Source organism: Pseudarthrobacter sp. AB1, from assembly GCF_014926485.1.
In the GTDB taxonomy this organism is placed as follows: domain Bacteria; phylum Actinomycetota; class Actinomycetes; order Actinomycetales; family Micrococcaceae; genus Arthrobacter.
This window is the reverse complement of record NZ_PZKO01000060.1, coordinates 23657-43039: the sequence shown is the minus strand read 5'-3', so window position 1 is coordinate 43039 and position 19383 is coordinate 23657. Positions and strand designations below refer to the sequence as shown.

18 protein-coding genes, 1 tRNA gene and 1 pseudogene are annotated in these 19383 nt (G+C 65.4%); 9 read left to right on the top strand and 11 right to left on the bottom strand.

The features are described from left to right. Positions 1–34: 34 nt before the first annotated feature. Positions 35–1039 (bottom strand): hypothetical protein, encoded by a 1005-nt coding sequence (locus tag DAD99_RS17010; RefSeq protein ID WP_193342458.1) that lies wholly within the window; start codon positions 1037–1039, stop codon positions 35–37. A 110-nt stretch (positions 1040–1149) separates the two neighbouring features. Between DAD99_RS17010 and pepN the strand changes: the two genes are divergently transcribed. Both pepN and DAD99_RS17000 read left to right on the top strand, forming a co-directional pair. Further along, complete coding sequence (gene pepN / locus DAD99_RS17005) at positions 1150–3717, top strand: aminopeptidase N (protein WP_193342457.1); 2568 nt, start codon at positions 1150–1152, stop codon at positions 3715–3717. A 9-nt stretch (positions 3718–3726) separates the two neighbouring features. Continuing rightward, positions 3727–4200, top strand: coding sequence for an OsmC family protein (locus DAD99_RS17000; protein WP_193342456.1), 474 nt, complete (start codon positions 3727–3729; stop codon positions 4198–4200). 12 nt (positions 4201–4212) lie between these two features. On the opposite strand, the pseudogene DAD99_RS21835 reads toward DAD99_RS17000, so the two are convergent. Beyond that, positions 4213–4368, bottom strand: a pseudogene (locus DAD99_RS21835) (epimerase); the annotation flags it as partial. 123 nt (positions 4369–4491) lie between these two features. On the opposite strand from DAD99_RS21835, the gene DAD99_RS16995 reads away from it, so the two are divergent. Further along, entirely contained in the window at positions 4492–5184 is a 693-nt protein-coding gene (locus DAD99_RS16995) for a mechanosensitive ion channel family protein (RefSeq protein WP_185260782.1), read from the top strand. A gap of 4 nt (positions 5185–5188) precedes the next feature. Then, positions 5189–5641, top strand: a complete 453-nt coding sequence (locus DAD99_RS16990; RefSeq protein ID WP_304632550.1) for a globin — start codon at positions 5189–5191, stop codon at positions 5639–5641. Between the two features lie 60 nt (positions 5642–5701). Here the strand turns inward: DAD99_RS16990 and DAD99_RS16985 are convergent, their stop codons facing one another. Then, complete coding sequence (locus DAD99_RS16985; protein WP_185260783.1) at positions 5702–6358, bottom strand: hypothetical protein; 657 nt, start codon at positions 6356–6358, stop codon at positions 5702–5704. 64 nt (positions 6359–6422) lie between these two features. On the opposite strand from DAD99_RS16985, the gene DAD99_RS16980 reads away from it, so the two are divergent. After that, a complete protein-coding gene (locus DAD99_RS16980) occupies positions 6423–7403 on the top strand; it encodes an acyl-CoA thioesterase II (protein WP_185260784.1) in 981 nt (326 codons plus the stop codon). Positions 7404–7525: 122 nt separating this feature from the next. Here DAD99_RS16980 and ettA read toward each other — a convergent pair whose 3' ends face one another. The 3 genes from ettA to DAD99_RS16965 form a co-directional block, all read right to left on the bottom strand. Continuing rightward, positions 7526–9208, bottom strand: coding sequence for an energy-dependent translational throttle protein EttA (gene ettA, locus DAD99_RS16975; RefSeq protein WP_185260785.1), 1683 nt, complete (start codon positions 9206–9208; stop codon positions 7526–7528). A 46-nt stretch (positions 9209–9254) separates the two neighbouring features. After that, complete coding sequence (locus tag DAD99_RS21830; protein ID WP_227008161.1) at positions 9255–9824, bottom strand: DUF6993 domain-containing protein; 570 nt, start codon at positions 9822–9824, stop codon at positions 9255–9257. Positions 9825–9932: 108 nt separating this feature from the next. Further along, entirely contained in the window at positions 9933–10514 is a 582-nt protein-coding gene (locus DAD99_RS16965) for a single-stranded DNA-binding protein (RefSeq protein ID WP_193342455.1), read from the bottom strand. Between the two features lie 214 nt (positions 10515–10728). Here DAD99_RS16965 and DAD99_RS16960 point away from each other — a divergent pair. Then, a tRNA-Arg gene (locus DAD99_RS16960) sits at positions 10729–10801 on the top strand. A gap of 109 nt (positions 10802–10910) precedes the next feature. Here DAD99_RS16960 and DAD99_RS16955 read toward each other — a convergent pair. From DAD99_RS16955 to DAD99_RS16945, 3 genes are read right to left on the bottom strand one after another with little or no spacing between them, the layout of a single operon-like run. Beyond that, entirely contained in the window at positions 10911–11750 is an 840-nt protein-coding gene (locus DAD99_RS16955) for a sugar phosphate isomerase/epimerase (RefSeq protein ID WP_185260787.1), read from the bottom strand. Continuing rightward, positions 11747–12961, bottom strand: coding sequence for a dihydrodipicolinate synthase family protein (locus tag DAD99_RS16950; RefSeq protein ID WP_193342454.1), 1215 nt, complete (start codon positions 12959–12961; stop codon positions 11747–11749). Before DAD99_RS16950 ends, DAD99_RS16955 begins: the two co-directional genes overlap by 4 nt. Further along, entirely contained in the window at positions 12958–14130 is a 1173-nt protein-coding gene (locus tag DAD99_RS16945; RefSeq protein ID WP_185260789.1) for a Gfo/Idh/MocA family protein, read from the bottom strand. Before DAD99_RS16945 ends, DAD99_RS16950 begins: the two co-directional genes overlap by 4 nt. A gap of 177 nt (positions 14131–14307) precedes the next feature. On the opposite strand from DAD99_RS16945, the gene DAD99_RS16940 reads away from it, so the two are divergent. Continuing rightward, a complete protein-coding gene (locus DAD99_RS16940) occupies positions 14308–15393 on the top strand; it encodes a LacI family DNA-binding transcriptional regulator (RefSeq protein WP_193342453.1) in 1086 nt (361 codons plus the stop codon). 17 nt (positions 15394–15410) lie between these two features. Next, complete coding sequence (locus DAD99_RS16935; protein WP_375372263.1) at positions 15411–16133, top strand: alpha/beta hydrolase; 723 nt, start codon at positions 15411–15413, stop codon at positions 16131–16133. Between the two features lie 24 nt (positions 16134–16157). On the opposite strand, the gene map is transcribed toward DAD99_RS16935, so the two are convergent. Next, positions 16158–16925, bottom strand: coding sequence for a type I methionyl aminopeptidase (gene map / locus DAD99_RS16930; protein ID WP_193342451.1), 768 nt, complete (start codon positions 16923–16925; stop codon positions 16158–16160). Positions 16926–17051: 126 nt separating this feature from the next. On the opposite strand from map, the gene DAD99_RS16925 reads away from it, so the two are divergent. Beyond that, positions 17052–17693: a DNA alkylation repair protein gene (locus tag DAD99_RS16925; RefSeq protein ID WP_309233344.1), complete on the top strand. Its 642-nt coding sequence runs from the start codon at positions 17052–17054 to the stop codon at positions 17691–17693. 15 nt (positions 17694–17708) lie between these two features. On the opposite strand, the gene mptB is transcribed toward DAD99_RS16925, so the two are convergent. Next, positions 17709–19265, bottom strand: coding sequence for a polyprenol phosphomannose-dependent alpha 1,6 mannosyltransferase MptB (gene mptB, locus DAD99_RS16920; protein WP_185260793.1), 1557 nt, complete (start codon positions 19263–19265; stop codon positions 17709–17711). Positions 19266–19383 lie beyond the last annotated feature (118 nt).

Below are 19383 nucleotides of genomic sequence, written 5' to 3'. Positions count from 1 at the left end.
CAGATCATCAGGGACAAGGTTACTCGGACTCAGACTACGGGGCACGCTCGGCGGACGGACCCCCGTGCGCCCTGGCAGCCACCCGGGTCAGGACCTCTGCCAGCCGGGCCGCGGATGCCGGGCTGCCGCCGCTGACCGCAAGGTTACGCCCGTCTGTTTGATGAACGACGACGGCGGGGCCGCTGCTGACCAGCATCGCGGCGGTGCCGCTGTGGTTGCGGTAGCCCCACCCGCCGTAGTCGGCGGCGCGGACGTCCGCGGCACTCGCGGTGGAAATCGCGGCTGCCGGCACATCCATGACCGGCAGCACGCCGGCCACCAGGACACGCAGGCCACGGCGGTCGGCCTTGACACGGGCACAGAGGAAAGCCGCCGCCACCACGGCGAGGCCAGCCACCAGGGCCCCGAGCCAAGGCAGCGCCACGGCGATCAGCGCGGCCGGGAACAGGCTTGCCACAGCGATCATCACAAACACGGAACTGCGGGCGTGCACCCACATCCGGAAGGTGTCTCCGGCGAGCTCCGGGTCAAGCTCGCCGGCGAGGGCCAGCTCCAGGGCCCGGTCGTCGTCAAGCGACCACTGCCGGTCAGCCTTGAACACGAAACCCATCATGACGCCCAGCGACAACGCCGCTCCGCTGCCCAATGCGAGGACCGTGAGATCCACCCGGGACTCCCGGGCGTCGGCGAGGCCGGCCTGTCCCACCAGCCCGGCCGCCAGGACACTGGTGATGAACAGGCTCAGGAACAGTCCGGTCCCCATCATGATCCGACGCATAACAGCCGGCCGGGACAGCGGTGCCGCCTGGAACAGAACCAGCCAGCCTAAGGCGATGATGAGCACCGCGCCGCCGCCCGCATAGGCGCCGAACGGGGCAAAGGAGGCGCCGCCGTCGGCCGTCCAGCTGATCGCCACGGGGTCCGGAAGATCGGGCTGCAGCAAAAAGGCGCAGAACACAAAAGCCGCCGCCAGGACCACGGGAAAGCCCACTGCAAAGCGCAATGCCTTGGTATCCACCGAATCCCGGAACTTTCCCATGCATTAACGCTACCCCCGCCGGAGGCCGTGACAGAATGACTTCACTGTGCCGGTGCAGGCCACCGCCCGCCGGCAACCGCAACCCCTTCTGGAGGCCCCACTTGCCAGGTATGAACCTGACCCGCGCCGAAGCCCGCGAGCGTGCCGAACTCATCACCGTTGACTCCTACGATGTCATCCTGGACCTGACCAGGGGCGAGAAGGTCTTCGGGACCACCACCACGGTGAGGTTCACGGCAGTGCCGGGTTCCGCCACATTTATCGATGCCGTCACCCACGCCGTGCACAGCATTACGCTCAATGGGCGGGTCCTCGACCCTGCGGCACTGTCCGACGGCGTCCGGATCCAGCTCCCGGAACTGGCTGGCTCCAATGAGCTCACGGTGGTGGCAGAGGCGCCGTACATGAACACCGGCGAAGGCCTGCACCGCTTTGTGGATCCGGTGGACCAGGAGGCGTACCTGTATACGCAGTTCGAGGTTCCTGATTCGCGCCGCATGTTCGCGGTGTTTGAACAGCCCGACCTCAAGGGGACCTTCAGGTTCACTGTCACGGCGCCCTCGCACTGGGATGTCATCTCCAACTCCCCCACCCCTGCCCCCGTGGAGGCCACGCCAGGGGCGGACGGCGGCGCCAGCTCGGTCTGGGCGTTCACCGCCACACCGCGACTGTCTTCCTATGTCACCGCCCTGATCGCCGGCCCGTACCAGGCTGTCCGGTCCGAGGTCACCAGTTCCGACGGCCGCGTGATCCCGCTGGGTGTTTTTGCCCGGAAATCCCTGATGCAGTACCTCGACGCGGACAACATCTTTGACCTGACCCGCCAAGGCTTCGAATTCTTCGAGGCGCAATTCGGCTTCCCGTACCCGTTCGAGAAGTACGATCAGCTGTTCGTGCCGGAGTTCAACGCAGGCGCCATGGAGAATGCCGGCGCGGTGACAATCCTCGAAGGTTACGTTTTCCGGAGCAAGGTGACCGGGGCGCAGATCGAGCGCCGGGCCATCACCGTGCTGCACGAACTCGCGCACATGTGGTTCGGGGACCTGGTGACCATGCGCTGGTGGAACGACCTCTGGCTCAACGAATCCTTCGCCGAATACATGTCCCACCTCGCCGCCGTGGAAAACACGTCGTTCACAAGCGCCTGGACCACGTTCGCCTCGGTGGAGAAGTCCTGGGCCTACCGCCAGGACCAGCTGCCCACGACGCACCCGATCTTCGCCGACATCAGCGACCTGCAGGACGTGGAGGTCAACTTCGATGGCATCACCTACGCCAAGGGCGCCTCAGTCCTGCGCCAGCTGGTGGCGTGGGTGGGGCCGGAGCAGTTCATGGCCGGGGTCCGGGAGTACTTCGCCAAGCACGCGTGGCAGAACACCGAGCTCAGCGACCTGATGGTGGAGCTGGAGAAGGCCAGCGGCCGCGACCTGGACCAGTGGGGCCGCCTCTGGCTGGAGACTGCCGGCGTCAATACGCTCAAGCCGGAGCTCGCTGTGGACGGCTCCGGGACCCTGACGTCCTTCACCATCGTGCAGTCAGCCGTCGAGGACTGGCCCACCATCCGTCCGCACCGGCTTGCCGTCGGGTTCTACAACCTGAACAGCGCGGGCAAACTGGAGCGCGTGCACCGCGAGGAGCTCGACGTCGACGGCGAGCGGACCGAGGTGCCGGCGCTGGCGGGCCTGGCGCAACCTGACCTGATCCTGGTCAACGACGACGATCTCGCCTACGCGAAGGTCCGGCTGGACGAGAAGTCCCTCGCCACCGCGACGGCGCACCTGAAGGACTTCAGCGAGAGCCTGCCGCGCACCCTGGTGTGGAACGCGGCCTGGGACGCTGCCCGCGATGGCGAGTCCCCCGCGCGCCGGTACGTGGAGCTGATCCTGGCCAACGTGGCCGCGGAATCGGATTCCTCGGTGATCCTGGTCCAGCTGCGCCAGCTGGCCACCACGCTGAACTTCTATGTGGCCGAGGAACACCGCGAGGCCACCGCGGTCGCCGCCGTGGACACCCTGTGGGACCTTGCCAGCGCAGCACTTGGCGGGTCTGACGCCCAGCTGCAGTTTGTGAAGTCGATTGCCCTGCTGGCCCGCAGCTCAGGCCAGCTGGACACCGTGGCCGGGCTGCTGGACGGCACCGCGACCCTGGAGGGGCTGACCGTGGACCAGGACCTCCGCTGGGAGCTGCTGACGTCGCTGGTGGCCGGTGGCCGGCTGGGCCAGGCAGAGATCGCCGCCGAACTGGAACGCGACAACACCGCGAGTGGACAGAACGCCGCGGCCCTGGCCACGGCGGCCATCCCCACCGCCGAAGCCAAGGCCGCCGCCTGGGACTCGATAGTGGTCACGGGAGAACTCTCCAATGCGCTCCAGGGTTCAGCGGTTAATGGCTTTATGCGCGTGCTGGACCGTTCGCTGCTGGAACCGTACGCGGAAAAGTACTTCGAGGCTGTTCCCTCGATCGTGGCAAACCGCACACACGCACTCGCCCAGCAGATCGTCGTCGGGCTTTACCCTGCGCTGCTGACTACGCAGGCAACGGTGGACCGGACGGATGCTTTCCTGGCAGGCCTTCAGGCCGACAGCGCCGCACTGCGGCGCATGATGCTGGAAAACCGCGACGGCGTGGCCCGGGCTCTGCGGGCACGCTCGGCCGACGTGCTGCCGGGCGAGCTGTAGGCCTGCGCCATGGGCCTGGGCGAGCACCACTATTCCCTGACGGTGCAGTGGACCGGCAACCTGGGAGTCGGCACGTCGTCGTACCGTGGCTACTCACGGGACCACGACGTCCGGATCCCCGGGCTGCCGGTCCTGCCAGGCTCGGCCGATCCTACGTTCCATGGCGACCGTGACCGCTACAACCCGGAGCAGCTGCTCCTTGCGGCGCTGGCACAGTGCCACATGCTGTCCTTCCTGCACGTGGCGGTGAAGCACGGTGTGGTGGTGACCGACTATCAGGACGACGCCACCGGTGTGATGCGCCTGAACCGCGACGGCAGCGGACAGTTTGAGTCCGTCACGCTGAACCCGCGGGTCACCGTAGTGGACGCGGCCCATGTGGATCTGGCCGAACAGCTGCACCGCGAAGCCAACGCGGTCTGTTTCATCGCCCGGAGCGTCAACTTCCCCGTCCATCATTCACCCATGACTGTGGTGGCCTGACAGGAGTTCACCGGCCGCGCCGAGTGAACGGGCCGCGTTGACCCACCGGACACCGTTTGGCGGTTCCGTCGCGGATTCGCCGGCCAGGCACGTAACTGCGTGACCTGCGGAAACGGCCTGCCGGGCGATTTCAGTCGAGCGAAAGGCGGTTCCACCCAGAATGAGGATGCGTCCGGGGCCGCGCTACGGCGCTAGGGTTGAAAGGGAATAGAGCCTATGCCGCGGGCGAACCCGTGCATCGGCCGACGTCATCCCCCGGCCATCGCCGGTGACCCCAGGAGTTTTGCCGTTATGTTCAGCACGATGTCGATTACACCCCCACCCCTCACCGCGCAGCCCAACGGCGTCAGCATCACGGGCATCGCGATCAGCCTTGGCGTCGGAATCGCCGTGTGGCTGGTGGCGACGTTCGTGATTTCGCGGATCAGCAAGCGCGTGGCCGCGGGCAGCAATTTCTTCAAAAAACCGCATTTCAAGTGGGTTGCCCCCGCGCTGCGGGCACTGGACCATGAACGCCGGGTGCAGCGGGCGGAGACCATTGGTTCCCTGCTCAACAGCATCGTGGGCGTGCTGGTGGCCGTGATCACCATCATGTATGTGCTCCAGAACCTGGACATCAACATCACACCACTGTTGACCAGCGTCGGGATCCTGGGTATCGCCATCGGGTTTGGCGCACAACAGCTGATCCGTGACTTCCTCTCGGGGATCTTCATCACCATCGAAGACCAATTCGGGATCGGCGACGTCATCGAAACCAGCGAAGTGGTGGGAGTGGTCGAATCCATGGGGCTACGCATCACCCGGGTCCGCGCGGAGGACGGCGCCATCTGGTACCTCCGCAATGGCGAGATCCTTAGAGTCGGCAACCGTTCGCAGGGCAAATACGTGCCGGTGCCGGACCTGCCGGTCGCCGGGCAGGAGACTGCCCTGAGCGCGCCCGCCACCGAGGCGGAAAAAACAAAGCAACAGGCCGGAGCATAGAGACATGACCATACCCGCCGAGCCGCAGAAGCCCCGACAGCTCATGCAGAACGACCCCTTCAGCCAACCCGGCTACACGGAGAACTTCTACGATGCCGTGGGCGGACACACCACGTTCGTCAAGCTGGTCGATGTATTTTACGACGGCGTCGCCACGGACCCGCTGTTGCGCCCGATGTACCCGGAGGAGGACCTTGAGCCGGCCAAGCGGCGGTTCCTGATGTTCCTGGAGCAGTACTGGGGCGGCCCCACCACGTACGGCGAAGAACGCGGACACCCGCGCCTGAGGATGCGCCACATGCCGTTCCGGGTCACCCCCGAGGCCAAGGACCGCTGGCTGTTCCACATGCGGACGGCCGTGGACGCCCTGGAACTGCCGCCCTTGTACGAGGGAACGCTCTGGGACTACATGGACCGTGCCGCGTTGTCCATGGTGAACAGCCCCTCGGACGCCTGACGCCCACGGCCCTCCTGCGGGGCTGGAGCCTTAACGCGTACGACGACGGCTGGCGGGGTACTAAAGACCGCTGCCGGTCCGAGCCAGGACGTGGCCGCGCGGACCACTGAGGCGGAACCAGCGGCCCGCCCGGTACAGCTTCTGGTCCGCATCTGCGAGGAATCCCAACGTGAGGGCCGCGAATGCGGCTCCTGCCGGGAGGCCGGAGTCATCAAGGGCCCGGCCCCACACAGCGGCGCGCGCGTTGTTGACGATCAGTGCCCCCGGCTGGGCGGGCATGATGCCCGCCACTTCGGTGATGCCGGCCTCAGCCGCGCGCCGGAGTTCGGCATCCGACAACACACCCACCAGCTCCCAGCCGGTGCGCGGAGCGCCGACCCCCGTCCACGATTCGGTGATCGTGGACGGCGGAATCGGCAGTTCGACGTCGTCCTCTCCTGCCCTGGCAAGCCGGTCCAGGACGGCTGAGAGCGGCACCGTCACGTCAATCGCTGAGGGTTCCGCTAGCGCCATGGTGCGCAGGCCCAGGATGGTGGGGGTGGATTCGCCCAGCAGGCGGGGCCGCAGAACGCACACGTAGGCTGCCAGAACGGAACCAGCAGCCTGAAGCCGGATGGCGCCGTCGTCCACGGCCTTGGCACGGGTGGTGAAGGTGCGCAGATCCGCGAGATCACGCGGGTCGGCGAACCGGAAGGACTTCGTTAGTAGGTCAGACACACTAAGAACACTACCGGCTGAAGCTTGGTTGAGCAGCGGCAGGGGCGGCGTCTAGAGTCAATTCATGACTGAAGCCGAAACCGGACTGCTGGCGCCACCCAGCGGCGACCCCACCGAAACGCTCATCCAACTCCTTGACCTTGGTGAGCTTGAAGGCGCCCGGACCGATGAGGACATCTTCCTTGGCCCATCGCAGCAGCAACCCCGGCAGCGCGTGTTCGGCGGCCAGGTGCTGGCCCAGTCGCTGGTCGCTTCCATGAGGACGGTGGACCCGGAACGGTTTGTCCATTCCATGCACGGCTATTTCCTCCGGCCCGGGGACGCCAACAAGCCCATCACGTTTGGTGTCCAGCGACTGCGTGACGGCCGGTCCTTTTCGGCCAGGCGTGTCCATGCCTATCAGGAAGGTGTGCCCATCCTATCGATGATCGCCTCCTTCCAGGATCTGGACGGAGGGCTCGACCACGAATCCAAGATGCCCGCCAACATCCCCGATCCTGAGTCGCTGCCGAGCACGGCCGATCTGCTGGGTAAGTTCGACCACCCGATCGCCCAGCACTGGGCCTATGAGCGGCCCTTTGATATCAGACACGTTGACCCGCCGCTGTACGTCTCGGCCAAGGGCAAGAAGGAGGCCAGGAACGCTGTCTGGATGAAGACGTTCGGGCCCATGCCCGATGATTCAAACCTGCACCGGGCTGCCCTGGCCTACGCCAGCGACTACACGCTGCTGGAATCCATCCTGCGCCGCCACGGGCTGAGCTGGATCACGCCCGGTATGAGTGTCGCCAGCCTGGACCATGCCATGTGGTGGCATCGCCCCGCCCGGGTGGACGAATGGCTGCTCTACGTCCAGGAATCGCCCAGCGCCCAGGGAGCCCGCGGCCTCGCCACGGGCAAGATCTTCAACCGGGCCGGGCAGCACGTTGCCTCGGTGGCACAGGAGGGCATGGTCCGGGTGCCCACGGACCTGAAGAACAAAGTAGTTGGCGCCCTACAATCCAAAGTCCTGGAGCACCAGATCCGCAAGGCCGGGCGAGGCTGAGGCCGGGGCTGGGCTGGCTGAGCGGGCTGACTGAGGAGGGCTGGCTGGCTTTCGGCAGGCCGACGTCTGGCGGGCAGCAGGAAGGCCGGCACCCTTGATGGGGTGCCGGCCTTCCTTTGAGATCAGTCGCGGGTGAGGCGGCGGTGCGTAACGCGGTGCGGCTTGGCCGCATCAGGTCCGAGCCGCTCTACCTTGTTCTCCTCGTAGGATTCGAAGTTTCCCTCGAACCAGTACCACTTGGCGGGGTTTTCCTCGTCACCTTCGTAGGCCAGGATGTGCGTGGCCACCCGGTCCAGGAACCAGCGGTCGTGCGATACCACTACGGCGCAGCCGGGGAACTCCAGCAGCGCGTTTTCAAGGCTGCTGAGGGTCTCGACGTCGAGGTCGTTAGTGGGTTCGTCAAGGAGCAGCAGGTTACCGCCCTGCTTGAGGGTCAGGGCCAGGTTGAGGCGGTTGCGCTCACCACCGGAGAGCACCCCGGCCTTCTTCTGCTGGTCCGGGCCTTTGAAGCCGAAAGCGGCAACGTAGGCGCGGGACGGCATTTCGACCTGACCCACCTGGATGTAATCCAGTCCGTCGGAAACAACTTCCCACAGGGTCTTATTCGGGTCGATGCCGCCGCGGCTCTGGTCCGCGTAGGAGATCTTGACCGAATCGCCGATCTTGAGCTCGCCGCCGTCGAGCGGCTCCAGGCCAATGATGGTTTTGAACAGCGTGGACTTGCCCACACCGTTGGGGCCGATGACGCCGACGATGCCGTTGCGCGGAAGCGTGAAGGACAGACCGTCGATCAGGGTGCGGTCGTCGAAGCCCTTCTGCAGGTTCCTGGCTTCCAGGACCAGCCCGCCCAGGCGCGGGCCCGGCGGAATCTGGATCTCTTCGAAGTCAAGCTTGCGGGTACGGTCAGCCTCGGCTGCCATTTCCTCGTAGCGGGCCAGACGGGCCTTGGACTTGGTCTGGCGGCCCTTGGCGTTGGAGCGAACCCATTCAAGTTCCTCGGTGAGGCGCTTAGCCTGCTTGGCGTCCTTCTTGCCCTGGACTTCCAGGCGGGCACGCTTCTTCTCCAGGTACGTGGAGTAGTTGCCTTCGTAGGGGTACAGGTGGCCGCGGTCAATCTCTGCGATCCATTCCGCGACGTGGTCGAGGAAATAGCGGTCGTGGGTGACGGCCAGGACTGCGCCGGCGTAGCTGGAGAGGTGCTGTTCCAGCCACAGCACGCTCTCAGCGTCCAGGTGGTTGGTGGGCTCGTCCAGGAGCAGGAGGTCGGGCTTCTGCAGCAGGAGCTTACAGAGGGCCACGCGGCGGCGCTCACCGCCGGAGAGCAGTGTCACGTCGGCGTCCGCGGGCGGGCAGCGGAGGGCGTCCATGGCCTGCTCAAGCTGGGAGTCGAGATCCCAAGCCTCCGCGGCGTCGATGGCCTCCTGCAACTGACCCATTTCTTCGAGCAGCACGTCGAAGTCAGCGTCGGGGCTGGCCATTTCCTCGGAGATCTCGTTGAAGCGCTGGATCTTGCCGTAGATCTCGCCAACACCTTCCTGGACGTTGCCCAGGACAGTCTTTTCCTCGTTCAGTGGCGGTTCCTGCAACAGGATCCCCACGGTGTAGCCGGGGCTGAGCCTGGCCTCACCGTTGGAGGGGATGTCCAGTCCGGCCATGATCTTCAGGATGGTGGACTTACCGGCACCGTTCGGGCCAACAACACCGATTTTGGCGCCCGGGAAGAACGACATGCTTACGTTGTCAAGAATGAGTTTTTCGCCAACTGCCTTGCGGGCGTTGGTCATTGTGTAGATAAATTCCGCCATGGTTCCAAATCTAGTGGGTTGGCAGGCTTAACTCACATTCGAGGCGTCAGGCAGCCGTACCCACGAAGCACTTGCCGCTGGCCAGGACCGGCAGAACGATGACGGTGACGCTGCCGTCACGGACCTGACCCACCACGCATTTGGTGCCCTGTAACACTGCGGCTTCAATGGCGTCCGCTTCCAGCCCGGTGGGCGTCCGGCTGGCCGACACTTCAAGGGACGCGAAAGCAATCCCGGCGCCGGTGAGGGCATCGGTCATTTGGGCTGTGGCTGGCTTTGGTGTCCCCGCCGCCAGCCTCTCCAGCGCATCCGTTACTGTCTGTTTCATGACCGCGATGGCCGGATCCTCCGCCGGGGACGTAGCGGCCTGCCGGGTTCCGGTGGTGGCCGGGTCCGAAGGGGTGGTGACTTCGCTGGGAGCAGCAATGCCCTGACCGGCCCCCGTTGGACCGGACCCTGCTGGGGAGCCGCCAGAGCAGGCTGCGAGCGCGAGAATCATCAGGAGGCTTCCGGCGAGCGCCACGGGCGCCCGTCCGGCACGTGGCGCACGCCGCAGGGAACGGGTGATCCGGCTGGTGATTGGGGTTGCCTGCCGGTTGTCCGTCGCGCGATTCATGCCGCCATTCTGTCACGCGGCCAAGCATGGGACGGAACCTTCGAGGCGCGGGCGGACTGCCGGAACCGGATCCGCCCGTGTCCCGTGCAGTATCCAACGCCAGCACTTTCAGACGACGGCTCCGGCGAGCTCGCCTGTTTCAGCGTCCACCGGAATGTAGTTGCCGTCTGCGTCCTCGTGGAAGACTCCCAAGGCCGCCGCGTCGTCGTCCGCGTGCTCCCCTTCCTCCGGGTCTCCTCCGTCGTCCTCAGGATCAGCGGGGCCGATGGCGCCGCCCTCCGCTGCGGTCTCCTGGCCTGCCGCGCCGTTGTCTGAGACGAGCTGCACTCCGGTGTCGCTGGTACGGATGTAGTTGGCCGAACCACGCTTGAGGTCGTGCCCCACGGAATCGGCATCTATTTCGGCCGAATGGTAGACCCGGCCGTCTTTCTCCCAGCTGCGCAGCTTGAGCCGGCCAACGACGATGACGCACTGTCCCTTTTTGATGCTGCAGGCCATGTTCCCGGCGAGCTGACGGTATCCCTGGACGTTGAACCAGTTGGTGTGGCTGTCCACCCAGGTACTGGTGGCGCGATCAAAACGCCGCGCGGTTGAACCGAGGCGGAACGAGGCTGTGCCCACCCCGCCCGGAGTTGTGGAGGTCTTGACATCCGTGGCAACGAAGCCCCGGAACGTTTGGTAGTCAGTCATCATGTTGTCCTGTCTCGAAAGGTGGTGCCTTACCGGCAGAACCAGCTTCGCGCGGACTGCACCGGGCCGCGAGGGACAACTTCGCGTATGTGCACAACCCTTCCCGAAACTTCCTTGTTGAGGACAAGTACCGGCAGCGCGCCGAGGTGAAGCGGCCGCACCGTGGGGCCATGTAAACTTTTGATGCGCCGGATCTCTGGTCATGGCGCCACGTGCCCCAGTAGCTCAGGGGATAGAGCAGCGGCCTTCTAATCCGCCGGTCGGGGGTTCGATTCCCTCCTGGGGCACAAAAAGATGAGTTGGCATGTCCTGACGGATGCGCCGGTCAGCAAAAAACACCCCGGTCAGCAGACCGGGGTGTTTTTCATTATGTGGCTGGCGTCAAATTGCCGTTACTCAGGCGTAGGGCAGGACAAGTTCCGCGTAGCGCTCCTTGACCGTGGAAAGGACGATATTGCCATCCGTGTCCCAGATCTCCTGATTGAAGATTTCAACTTCGATGTCGCCGGTGTACCCGGCATCGCGGACCCAGGTGCCGATGGTGGCGAAGTCAATAACGCCGTCGCCCATGTATCCGCGCGACAGCAGCGGATCCGCGGCGATGGGCATGTTGAAGTCGCACACCTGGTAGGAGGCGATGCGTCCTTCCCCGCCGGCGCGTTCAATCTGGGCTTTCAGTTCCGGATCCCACCAGACGTGGAAGGTGTCGACGGCGACGCCAACATCCTTCGCGTCGAACGGGGCCGCGAGGTCCAAAGCCTGTCCCAGGGTGGAGATCAGGGCACGGTCAGCGGCGTACATCGGGTGCAGGGGTTCGAGCACCAGCCGGATCCCGTTTTCGGCGGCGAACGGAACAAGGTCGGCGAGGCGGTCGACGACCCGCTGGCGGGCAGCCACCAGATCCTTCTCCCCCGGCGCCAGTCCGCCGACAACCAGGAAGAGTTCCCGGGTGTCCAGCGCCGCGGCTTCGAGGATCGCCGCGCGGTTGTCCGCCAGCGCGGCGGCCTGGCCTTTGGCGTCGGCCGCTGTCAGGAAACCGCCGCGGCAGAGCGAGGAGACGCGGAGGCCGGCGTCCTTGATCAGCTTGGCGGCCTTGTCCAGCCCTGCCTCTTCAACGCGGTCACGCCATGGGCCGATCGACGGGATGCCGGCGTTCACGCAGCCGTCGACGACCTGTGCGAGAGTCCACTTCTTGGTGGTGACGCTGTTGATCGCAAGGCGCGAAAAATCGCTCATACTCCCACTCCGTTGATGCGCAGGTAGTCGGACATCCGGAACGCGGCGAGCGCCGGATCCTTCAGCAACCCAGCTTTGTCGGCCAGTTCAAAGGTCTTGGCCAGGTGGCAGACGGAGCGGCCCGCGTGCAGGCCGCCCACCATCTGGAAGCCGGGCTGCTTGCCGTTAAGCCAGGACATAAAGGCGATCCCGGTCTTGTAGTAGAACGTCGGGGCGCTGAAGATGTGATTGCCGAGCTCCCGCGTGGAATCGAGGATGGCTCGCGCTTCCGCAGCCTTGCCGGCGTCGTAGTTCTGCAGCGCAACCGAAGCCGCCGGGTAGATCGCTGCAAAGATGCCCAGCAGCGCATCCGAGTGGTGGCTGCCGTCGCCGTCGATCAGTTCCGGGTAGTTGAAGTCGTCGCCGGTGTAGAGGCGGACGCCTTCCGGAAGGGCTGACCGCAGGGCAATCTCGTGCGAAGCGTCCAGCAGCGAGACCTTCACGCCATCCACCTTGTCCGCGTGCTCGCGGACAAGGGACAGGAACGTCTCGGTCGCGGCAGCGACGTCGGCCGAACCCCAGTATCCTGCCAGCGCGGGATCGAACATGGTCCCGAGCCAGTGCAGGATGACGGGCTGGTCCACTTCCTGCAGCAACGTGGAGTAAACGTGCAAGTAGTCATCCGGACCGGCAGCCACTCGGGCCAGCGCCCGGGAAGCCATCAGAATGATCTTGGGTCCGGCTTCACTGACGACGGCGATCTGCTCGCGGTATGCATCCAGGACGGCGGCAAGTCCGGCCTCGCCTGTGGGCAGGGTGGCGATATCCAGCTGGTCCGTTCCGGCGCCGCAGGAGACAAGGTCGCGGACAGTTTTGCCGGCGGTGGCGGCATTTCCGGCGGAGACCACCGAAGCCGCCTCCACACCCGTGCGTTTGATGAGCTGCTGGGTTGCGGCCCAGTCAAGTCCCATTCCGCGCTGGGCAGTGTCCATGGCGTCCGCAACGCCCAGGCCATAGGACCAGAGTTCATGCCGGTATGCCATGGTGGCGTCCCAGTCGAGGCTGGTAGGGGCGCCGGGGGTGTTGTCCGCCAGGACGTCGGGAATGACGTGGGCTGCGGCGTACGCGCGACGTGACGTGAGCGGCGCGGTGGGGCGGGCCCACGACACGCCGCCCTGCAGGCGGTACTCGCGGGTGCCGCCGTCGTGCGTGGGAAGGATCAGGGAAGTCATTGGAGCGTGATCTCCGGGATGTCGATGGTGCGGCGTTCGTCGTTGGACTGCAGGCCAAGCTCGGCGAGCTGGACGCCGCGGGCGGCGGACAGCAGGCCGAAGCGGTGCTCGCGGCCGGCCACAACATCGCGCAGGAACTCTTCCCACTGCAGCTTGAAGCCGTTGTCCAGCTCGGCGTTGGCAGGGACTTCCTGCCACTGGCTGCGGAAGGACTCGGTGACAGGCAGGTCCGGGTTCCAGACTGGCTTGGGGGTGTGGGCACGCTGCTGGGCAACGCACTTGTTGAGGCCGGCAACGGCCGAACCGTGCGTGCCGTCGATCTGGAATTCCACGAGTTCGTCGCGGTAGACGCGGACGGCCCAGGAGGAGTTGATCTGCCCGATGACCGGCTCACCGCCCGGAGTTTCGAGTTCAAAGATGCCGTAGGAAGCGTCGTCGGCGGTGGCCTTGTACTCCTTGCCTGCCTCGTCCCAGCGGGCCGGAATGTGGGTGGCGGTCTTGGCGCTGACGCTCTTGACCTTGCCGATGATGCCTTCGAGGACGTAGTTCCAGTGGCAGAACATGTCCGTGGTCATGCCGCCGCCGTCTTCCTTGCGGTAGTTCCAGGACGGCCGCTGGGCTGCCTGCACGTCGCCTTCGAAGACCCAGTAGCCGAATTCGCCGCGGATGGACAGGATGCGGCCGAAGAAGCCTTCGTCCACGAGGCGGCGGAGCTTGACCAGGCCCGGGAGATACAGCTTGTCGTGCACAACACCGGCAGTGACGCCGGCTTCCTTGCCGATGCGGGCCAGTTCGATGGCTTCTTCCAGGGATTCCGCCGTGGGCTTTTCGGTGAAGATGTGTTTGCCGGCCAGCATGGCCTTCTTCAGGGTGGCGGCACGCAGGCTCGTCATCGAGGCATCGAAGATGATATCCACCGAGGGATCGTTGATCACGGAATCCAGGTCCGTGGTCCACTCGGCCACCTTGTGCAGCTCGGCCAGCTCGCGGATCTTGGCTTCATTGCGGCCTACCAGGATCGGCTCCACCTGGACCTTGGTGCCGTCCTCCAGCGTGAATCCCCCGGCGTCGCGGATGGGGAGGATGGAACGCAGCAGGTGCTGGCGGTAACCCATCCGGCCCGTAATACCGTTCATGGCGATACGGATCGTCTTTGTTTCGAAGCCCATGTGTCCTCCACTGTGAGTGAGCAGTGTTACTCAAGATGTCTCGGGAAAGCGCATTCCCACTGCATCCATCATGCACCGGTCACCGCGTATTGGCAAGCGCTTTCCCTGACTATCTCCAAACTGCCATACTGAAGTCGGCGCCTATAGCGCTGACAGTCCGTACGAACAGGAGAAGCTGTGGCTGCTAGTACCCTCACCGAGGTGGCCCGCTTGGCGGGCGTTTCGCCTGCCACGGCCTCCCGCGTGCTGAACGGCTCCGCCCGGATACCCGGCAAGGATATTGCCGACCGCGTGCGCCAGGCCGCCGAATCCCTCGGCTACATTCCCAATGCGCAGGCCCAGGGGCTGGCGAAGTCCAGCTCCGGACTGATCGGGCTGATCGTGCACGACATCGCCGATCCCTACTTTGCCGCCATAGCCCGCGGCGTCCAGGAAGCCGCGAGGGAACAGCACAAGATGGTGCTGCTGGCCACCACCGAAGGCGCACCGGAAAGCGAGAAGGAAGCCGTGGGTGCCTTCGCGGCCCGCCGCGCCGATTCCATCGTGATCGCAGGATCGCGGACTTCCCGCGTCGAGGACCGGGACGGCAACGCGGAACTGGCCGCGGAACTGGACCGTTACTGCCGCAATGGCGGCCATGTGGGCGTGATCGGCCACGGGATTGTGGGCGCCACGGCAGCAGACGGCTACCACGTGGTGAGTGTGCCCAATGAGGAGTTGGCCGCGCAGCTCGCCACCGAACTGGCGGCGTCGCGGGCAGACTTCGTCATCATCGGGGGCCCGGAAGGGCTGTTGACGTCCGACGACCGGATCCGAGGGTTCCAGCGTGGCCTTGCCGTCGCAGGCCTGCCAGCCGCGGACGTCATCCGCACGGACTTCAACCGTGCCGGCGGTTTCGATGCCGGCCTGGCCCTGGCTGCCCGGATCACAGCATCCCGGTCCGGGGGCAATGCACCAGGGCTCTGCATCTTTGCCGTCAACGATGTTATGGCTATCGGGACCGCCGCTGCGCTGCGTTCCCGGGGACTGCGGATCCCGCTGGACGCCGCCGTCGCCGGTTTCGACGATATTGAGACCCTGCGAGATTTCCGCCCTGCCCTCTCCACAGTGCACCTTCCCCTGGAGGAAATTGGCCGGCAGGCCGCCAGCAGCGCCGCGGGAATGGGCGACGGCGAGGCCGGATCTTCGCCGATAACCGGCCAGGTCACTCTGCGGCGCAGCACCGAAGTGGTCCAACCCAGCAGCGCAGAGTCAGTGGCCTGAGGATGCCCCCGGTCTCAATGACTGCCGTGCCTGCCCGCGGCAGCGCAGGTCCGCGTCCAGCGGTTCTGGTCCTTCCCGGTGGCGGGTATGCAGGACAGGCCGACCACGAGTCAGAGCCGGTTGCCGAGTGGCTCTCCGCGCTGGGGATCCATACCTACGTGCTGCGCTACAGGGTTGCCCCGCACCGCCATCCGGCGCCGCTGGAGGACGGCAAGGAGGCCCTTCTGGCGATCCGCGAAGGCGCCCTTGGACTGGCGGTGGACAGGACGCGGGTGGGCGTCCTGGGCTTCTCGGCCGGCGGCCACCTTGCGGCAACGCTGTCCACGGCGGTCTCCACCGGAAACGCCTCGCTGGACGTCGGGGCTGCCGTTCCGGACCTTTCGGTTCTGTGCTATCCGGTCGTATCCTTCACGGAAGCGGTCCATCAGGGGTCAGCGGACAACTTAGCGGGCGGGTCGCCGTCGGACGATCTGCTCCGGGCACTGTCTCCAGATCTCCAGGTCTCGGCCACCACCCCGCCGGCGTTTGTGTGGCACACCGCCGATGATGCGGCGGTACCCGTCCGCCACAGCCTCTCTTACGCCGGGGCGTTGATCCGCGCCGGCGTGCCGGCGGAACTCCACGTTTTTCCGCAGGGCCGCCATGGCCTCGGGCTGGCCCGGGAGCTGCCGGGACCGGATCAATGGACATCGCTGTGTGCGGCCTGGCTGGACAGGATGGGATGGACCGCTGCCGGCTGAACTGTCTGCCTAAGCCATCGGCAGTCACGGAAGCGTGAGGATCACCGGGCCATCAGCAGTGATGGCCACCGTGTGCTCGCTGTGTGCAGCCCGGCGGCCATTTGCTGACCGCAGCGTCCATTCGTCGTCGTCGTGGTAGTAGTCGTCCTTGCGGCCCAGGATCAGCATGGGCTCGATGGCGATGACCAGCCCCTCGGTGAGCTTGATCCCCCGCCCCGGCCTGCCGTCGTTGGGCACAGGCGGTTCGGCGTGCATGGTGCGGCCGATGCCATGGCCGCCGTGATCAGCCAGCAGACCGTAGCCCGCCCGCCGCGCGGCGCCGCCGATCGCGTAGGCAAGATCGCCCATTTTGTTGCCGATCCGGGCGGCCTCAATCCCGCGCGCCAGGGCGGCGTCCGTGGCATCGATGAGGGCCTGGTCCGCGGGGTCGGGTGTTCCCACGATGAAGCTGATGGCCGCATCGCCGCACCAGCCCTGCAGGAATGCCCCGCAATCCACGCTGAGCAAATCACCGTCCTGGAGTGTGTACCCGCCGGGGATCCCGTGAACCACGGCGTCATTCACGCTGGTACAGATCACTCCGGGAAACGGGACTGAGGCCCAGCGCGGGTGGTAGTTCAGGAAGGCCGGCGTGGCTCCCGCCGTGGCTATGGTGTCTGCGGCCAGGGTATCGAGCTCGCGCAGGGTGACACCCACTCCGGCTGCCTCACGGACGGCCGCGAGAGTGTTTGCCACCACGCGTCCGGCGTCGCGCATCAGGGCAATCTGCTCGGGAGTCTTGATCATGGACATGCAGGGAACCTCCGACGTCGGGTGGCACGGCCCAAGGGAACGTGCATATGTCTGGTCCCACTCTAAAGCCGTCCCACAGCGGATGGACCGGCCGGCATGTCACTGGCGCCTCGCTACAGTTGCACCATGGACGGATCATCGCCGCATGAGGAAACGCTGGGCAAGGATCCTTCGGACATGGAGGCTCGGGCCACGGAGACTCCGAACCGCGCGTTGCTGGACACCGTACGTGCGGCGCTGCGGGAGCTGACCGACCCGGAGCGGGCCGCCGGAGCGCAGGCTTACACCGTCATTGGGCGTCAGGGTCCCGGAGGTCAGGCGCCTGGTGAAGGCCGCTGCCGCCGCCCATCCCTTTACCTCGGCGGGCGAGCTGAGGGCAACGGTGCTGGAGCTGTGGCGCGGCTCCACGGTGCGCGGGGGCGCTATGCGGCCATTGACCTGACCGGCCTGCGGTTGGTGGCTCGTGACCAGCTGATGCTCCCTGTCTACGAGGAGATCATCCGCACCGGTAAGTGGTGGGACTTCGTGGACGGGGTATCGGATCGTATCGGCGGGCTTCTTCAGGCACACCGGCCAATGATGACCGAATTGCTGCTGGCCTGGAGCACCGACCAGGACTTCTGGATCAGGCGGTCGGCCATCACCTCGCAGTTGTGGGTATGCAATTTCGTCATGATAAAGGGAACCCAATTGAGTCCGCTGTCCCGGCAGGAAGCAATGCGGCACCTGGAAGAGGGCACGACGCCGGGAGTCACCGGCTCCGGATAACGGTGCCTGCGGAGACTAAATGACGGGGCGTTCGGTCACCGGCTCGGCCGACTTCCGGAAAAGCCGTTTGGTGTCCGGATCCATGAAGATCAGGTACATGGCAAAGAGCAGGCCCGTTATCGCGGCCGCGAAGCGGGCCAGGACGAGGGCCAGTCCCAGATCCTCCGTCTGGAGGTAGGGAAATACCTCCAGCTGGTCGGAAATGGCGTAGATCATGAAGAACGACACGATGAAGTACAAGGCTTTGACCTGCCAGTCATTGCGGATGCCTGTCACCGCAAACAGCGGGATGAGCCACACCACGTACCAGGCCTGGATCATCGGGGCCAGCACCACAATGGCCGCAAAGCCCAAAGTGAGGCGGCGGATCAGGCGGTTATGCTCACCCTTGAAGATCTGGAAGGCGACGACGCCTACGGCAAGTAGTTTGCCGGCGTCGAACACCCAGTCTGCGAGCGTCCACCCGTCGAGGCCGAAGGCATTCGAAACCGAAGCGACCATGAGCCCCACCAAGCCCACCGGCGCGTACCAGATAAAGAGGCTGCCTGGGGCCGACAGCCCGTTGATCCAGCCGAAACCGAACCCATTGACCAGGCTCAGGCCATACAGAATGGCAAGGCTGAGCCCTCCTGTCAGTCCCCAGAACATGAATTTCCGCGGCCAGCCGGCGTTCTTGCCTGCCCAGATCAGGCCGATGAACGGCAGGAAAACGATGGTGATGGGCTTGACGGCGATGGAAAGGGTGACCAGGACTATACCCAGCACCACGCGCCTGGTGGCCGCGTAATACAGTCCGGCGAGGGCCAACCCGATCATGAGGGCATCGTTGTGGACGCTGGCGATGAAGTTGGTGAGGAACAGCGGGTTGGCGGCGGTGAGCCACACTGCGCGGTGTGGGTTGACGCCGTGAAGCTCGGCCAGCTTGGGCACATAGATAACGCAGAGGACCACGCCGAACAGCGCAACGAGCCTGAAAAGCATCACGCTGGCCTCGGGCTGGACGTTGGTGGACCAGACCACAAACTGCTCAATCCACAGAAACAGCTGGCCGTACGGCACGGGAGCTTCAGTCCACTGTTTGTCGGCGCCAAGCTGGAAATAGTTGGACAGCGCCGAGATGCCGTTTTCGTAGGGGTTGAATCCCTCCACCATCAGCCTGCCCTGACCAATGTAGGCATACACGTCGCGGCTGAAAAGCGGGACGGTGAACATCAACGGCAGGCCCCATGCTGCGATGGCCTGCAGCGTTGCCTTTCGCGCGGCCGGCCCCCACACGCGGATCCGTTGGCCGAGCCTTAGCCAGGAGCGGACCAGGAGCATGCCGCCCACCGCGACCAGCACGATCGCCAGGGCAACACCGATGGCCTCCGTGCGCATCCAGATAAAGATCGGTACCCGGCGGAGTTCGGAAACGGGAGCCAGCCAGCCGACGCCGAGGGATCCGAGCACCATCAGGACCGAGCCGACAAGACCGGCAAGAATGGGGGACCTTGCGTTATCCACTTCTGCCTCTGCAGGCTCCAGGATCACGCTGGCGGCCATCTCCCCCGTTGCAGGCACAGGCGCCGTCATCTCAGGATCGTCCAATCTCTTTACACTCGGCGCTCCAACCCCGCGGGGCGGCAGTGGCAGCCCGGGTCGCGCAGGCACATCACAGCGGCAAAATCCTCGCCCCCATGTACCCGAAATC

Excerpts from the sequence above, each read along its gene's own strand:
- DAD99_RS17010 (WP_193342458.1), bottom strand. The coding sequence starts at position 1,039 with ATGGGAAAGTTCCGGGATTCGGTGGATACCAAGGCATTGCGCTTTGCA.
- DAD99_RS16995 (WP_185260782.1), top strand. The coding sequence starts at position 4,492 with ATGTTCAGCACGATGTCGATTACACCCCCACCCCTCACCGCGCAGCCC.
- DAD99_RS16955 (WP_185260787.1), bottom strand. The coding sequence starts at position 11,750 with ATGAGCGATTTTTCGCGCCTTGCGATCAACAGCGTCACCACCAAGAAG.
- ettA (WP_185260785.1), bottom strand. The coding sequence starts at position 9,208 with ATGGCGGAATTTATCTACACAATGACCAACGCCCGCAAGGCAGTTGGC.
- mptB (WP_185260793.1), bottom strand. The coding sequence starts at position 19,265 with ATGACGGCGCCTGTGCCTGCAACGGGGGAGATGGCCGCCAGCGTGATC.
- map (WP_193342451.1), bottom strand. The coding sequence starts at position 16,925 with ATGTCCATGATCAAGACTCCCGAGCAGATTGCCCTGATGCGCGACGCC.
- DAD99_RS16950 (WP_193342454.1), bottom strand. The coding sequence starts at position 12,961 with ATGACTTCCCTGATCCTTCCCACGCACGACGGCGGCACCCGCGAGTAC.
- DAD99_RS16990 (WP_304632550.1), top strand. The coding sequence starts at position 5,189 with ATGACCATACCCGCCGAGCCGCAGAAGCCCCGACAGCTCATGCAGAAC.
- DAD99_RS21830 (WP_227008161.1), bottom strand. The coding sequence starts at position 9,824 with ATGAATCGCGCGACGGACAACCGGCAGGCAACCCCAATCACCAGCCGG.
- pepN (WP_193342457.1), top strand. The coding sequence starts at position 1,150 with ATGAACCTGACCCGCGCCGAAGCCCGCGAGCGTGCCGAACTCATCACC.
- DAD99_RS16965 (WP_193342455.1), bottom strand. The coding sequence starts at position 10,514 with ATGACTGACTACCAAACGTTCCGGGGCTTCGTTGCCACGGATGTCAAG.
- DAD99_RS16925 (WP_309233344.1), top strand. The coding sequence starts at position 17,052 with ATGGACGGATCATCGCCGCATGAGGAAACGCTGGGCAAGGATCCTTCG.
- DAD99_RS16980 (WP_185260784.1), top strand. The coding sequence starts at position 6,423 with ATGACTGAAGCCGAAACCGGACTGCTGGCGCCACCCAGCGGCGACCCC.
- DAD99_RS16935 (WP_375372263.1), top strand. The coding sequence starts at position 15,411 with ATGACTGCCGTGCCTGCCCGCGGCAGCGCAGGTCCGCGTCCAGCGGTT.
- DAD99_RS16945 (WP_185260789.1), bottom strand. The coding sequence starts at position 14,130 with ATGGGCTTCGAAACAAAGACGATCCGTATCGCCATGAACGGTATTACG.
- DAD99_RS17000 (WP_193342456.1), top strand. The coding sequence starts at position 3,727 with ATGGGCCTGGGCGAGCACCACTATTCCCTGACGGTGCAGTGGACCGGC.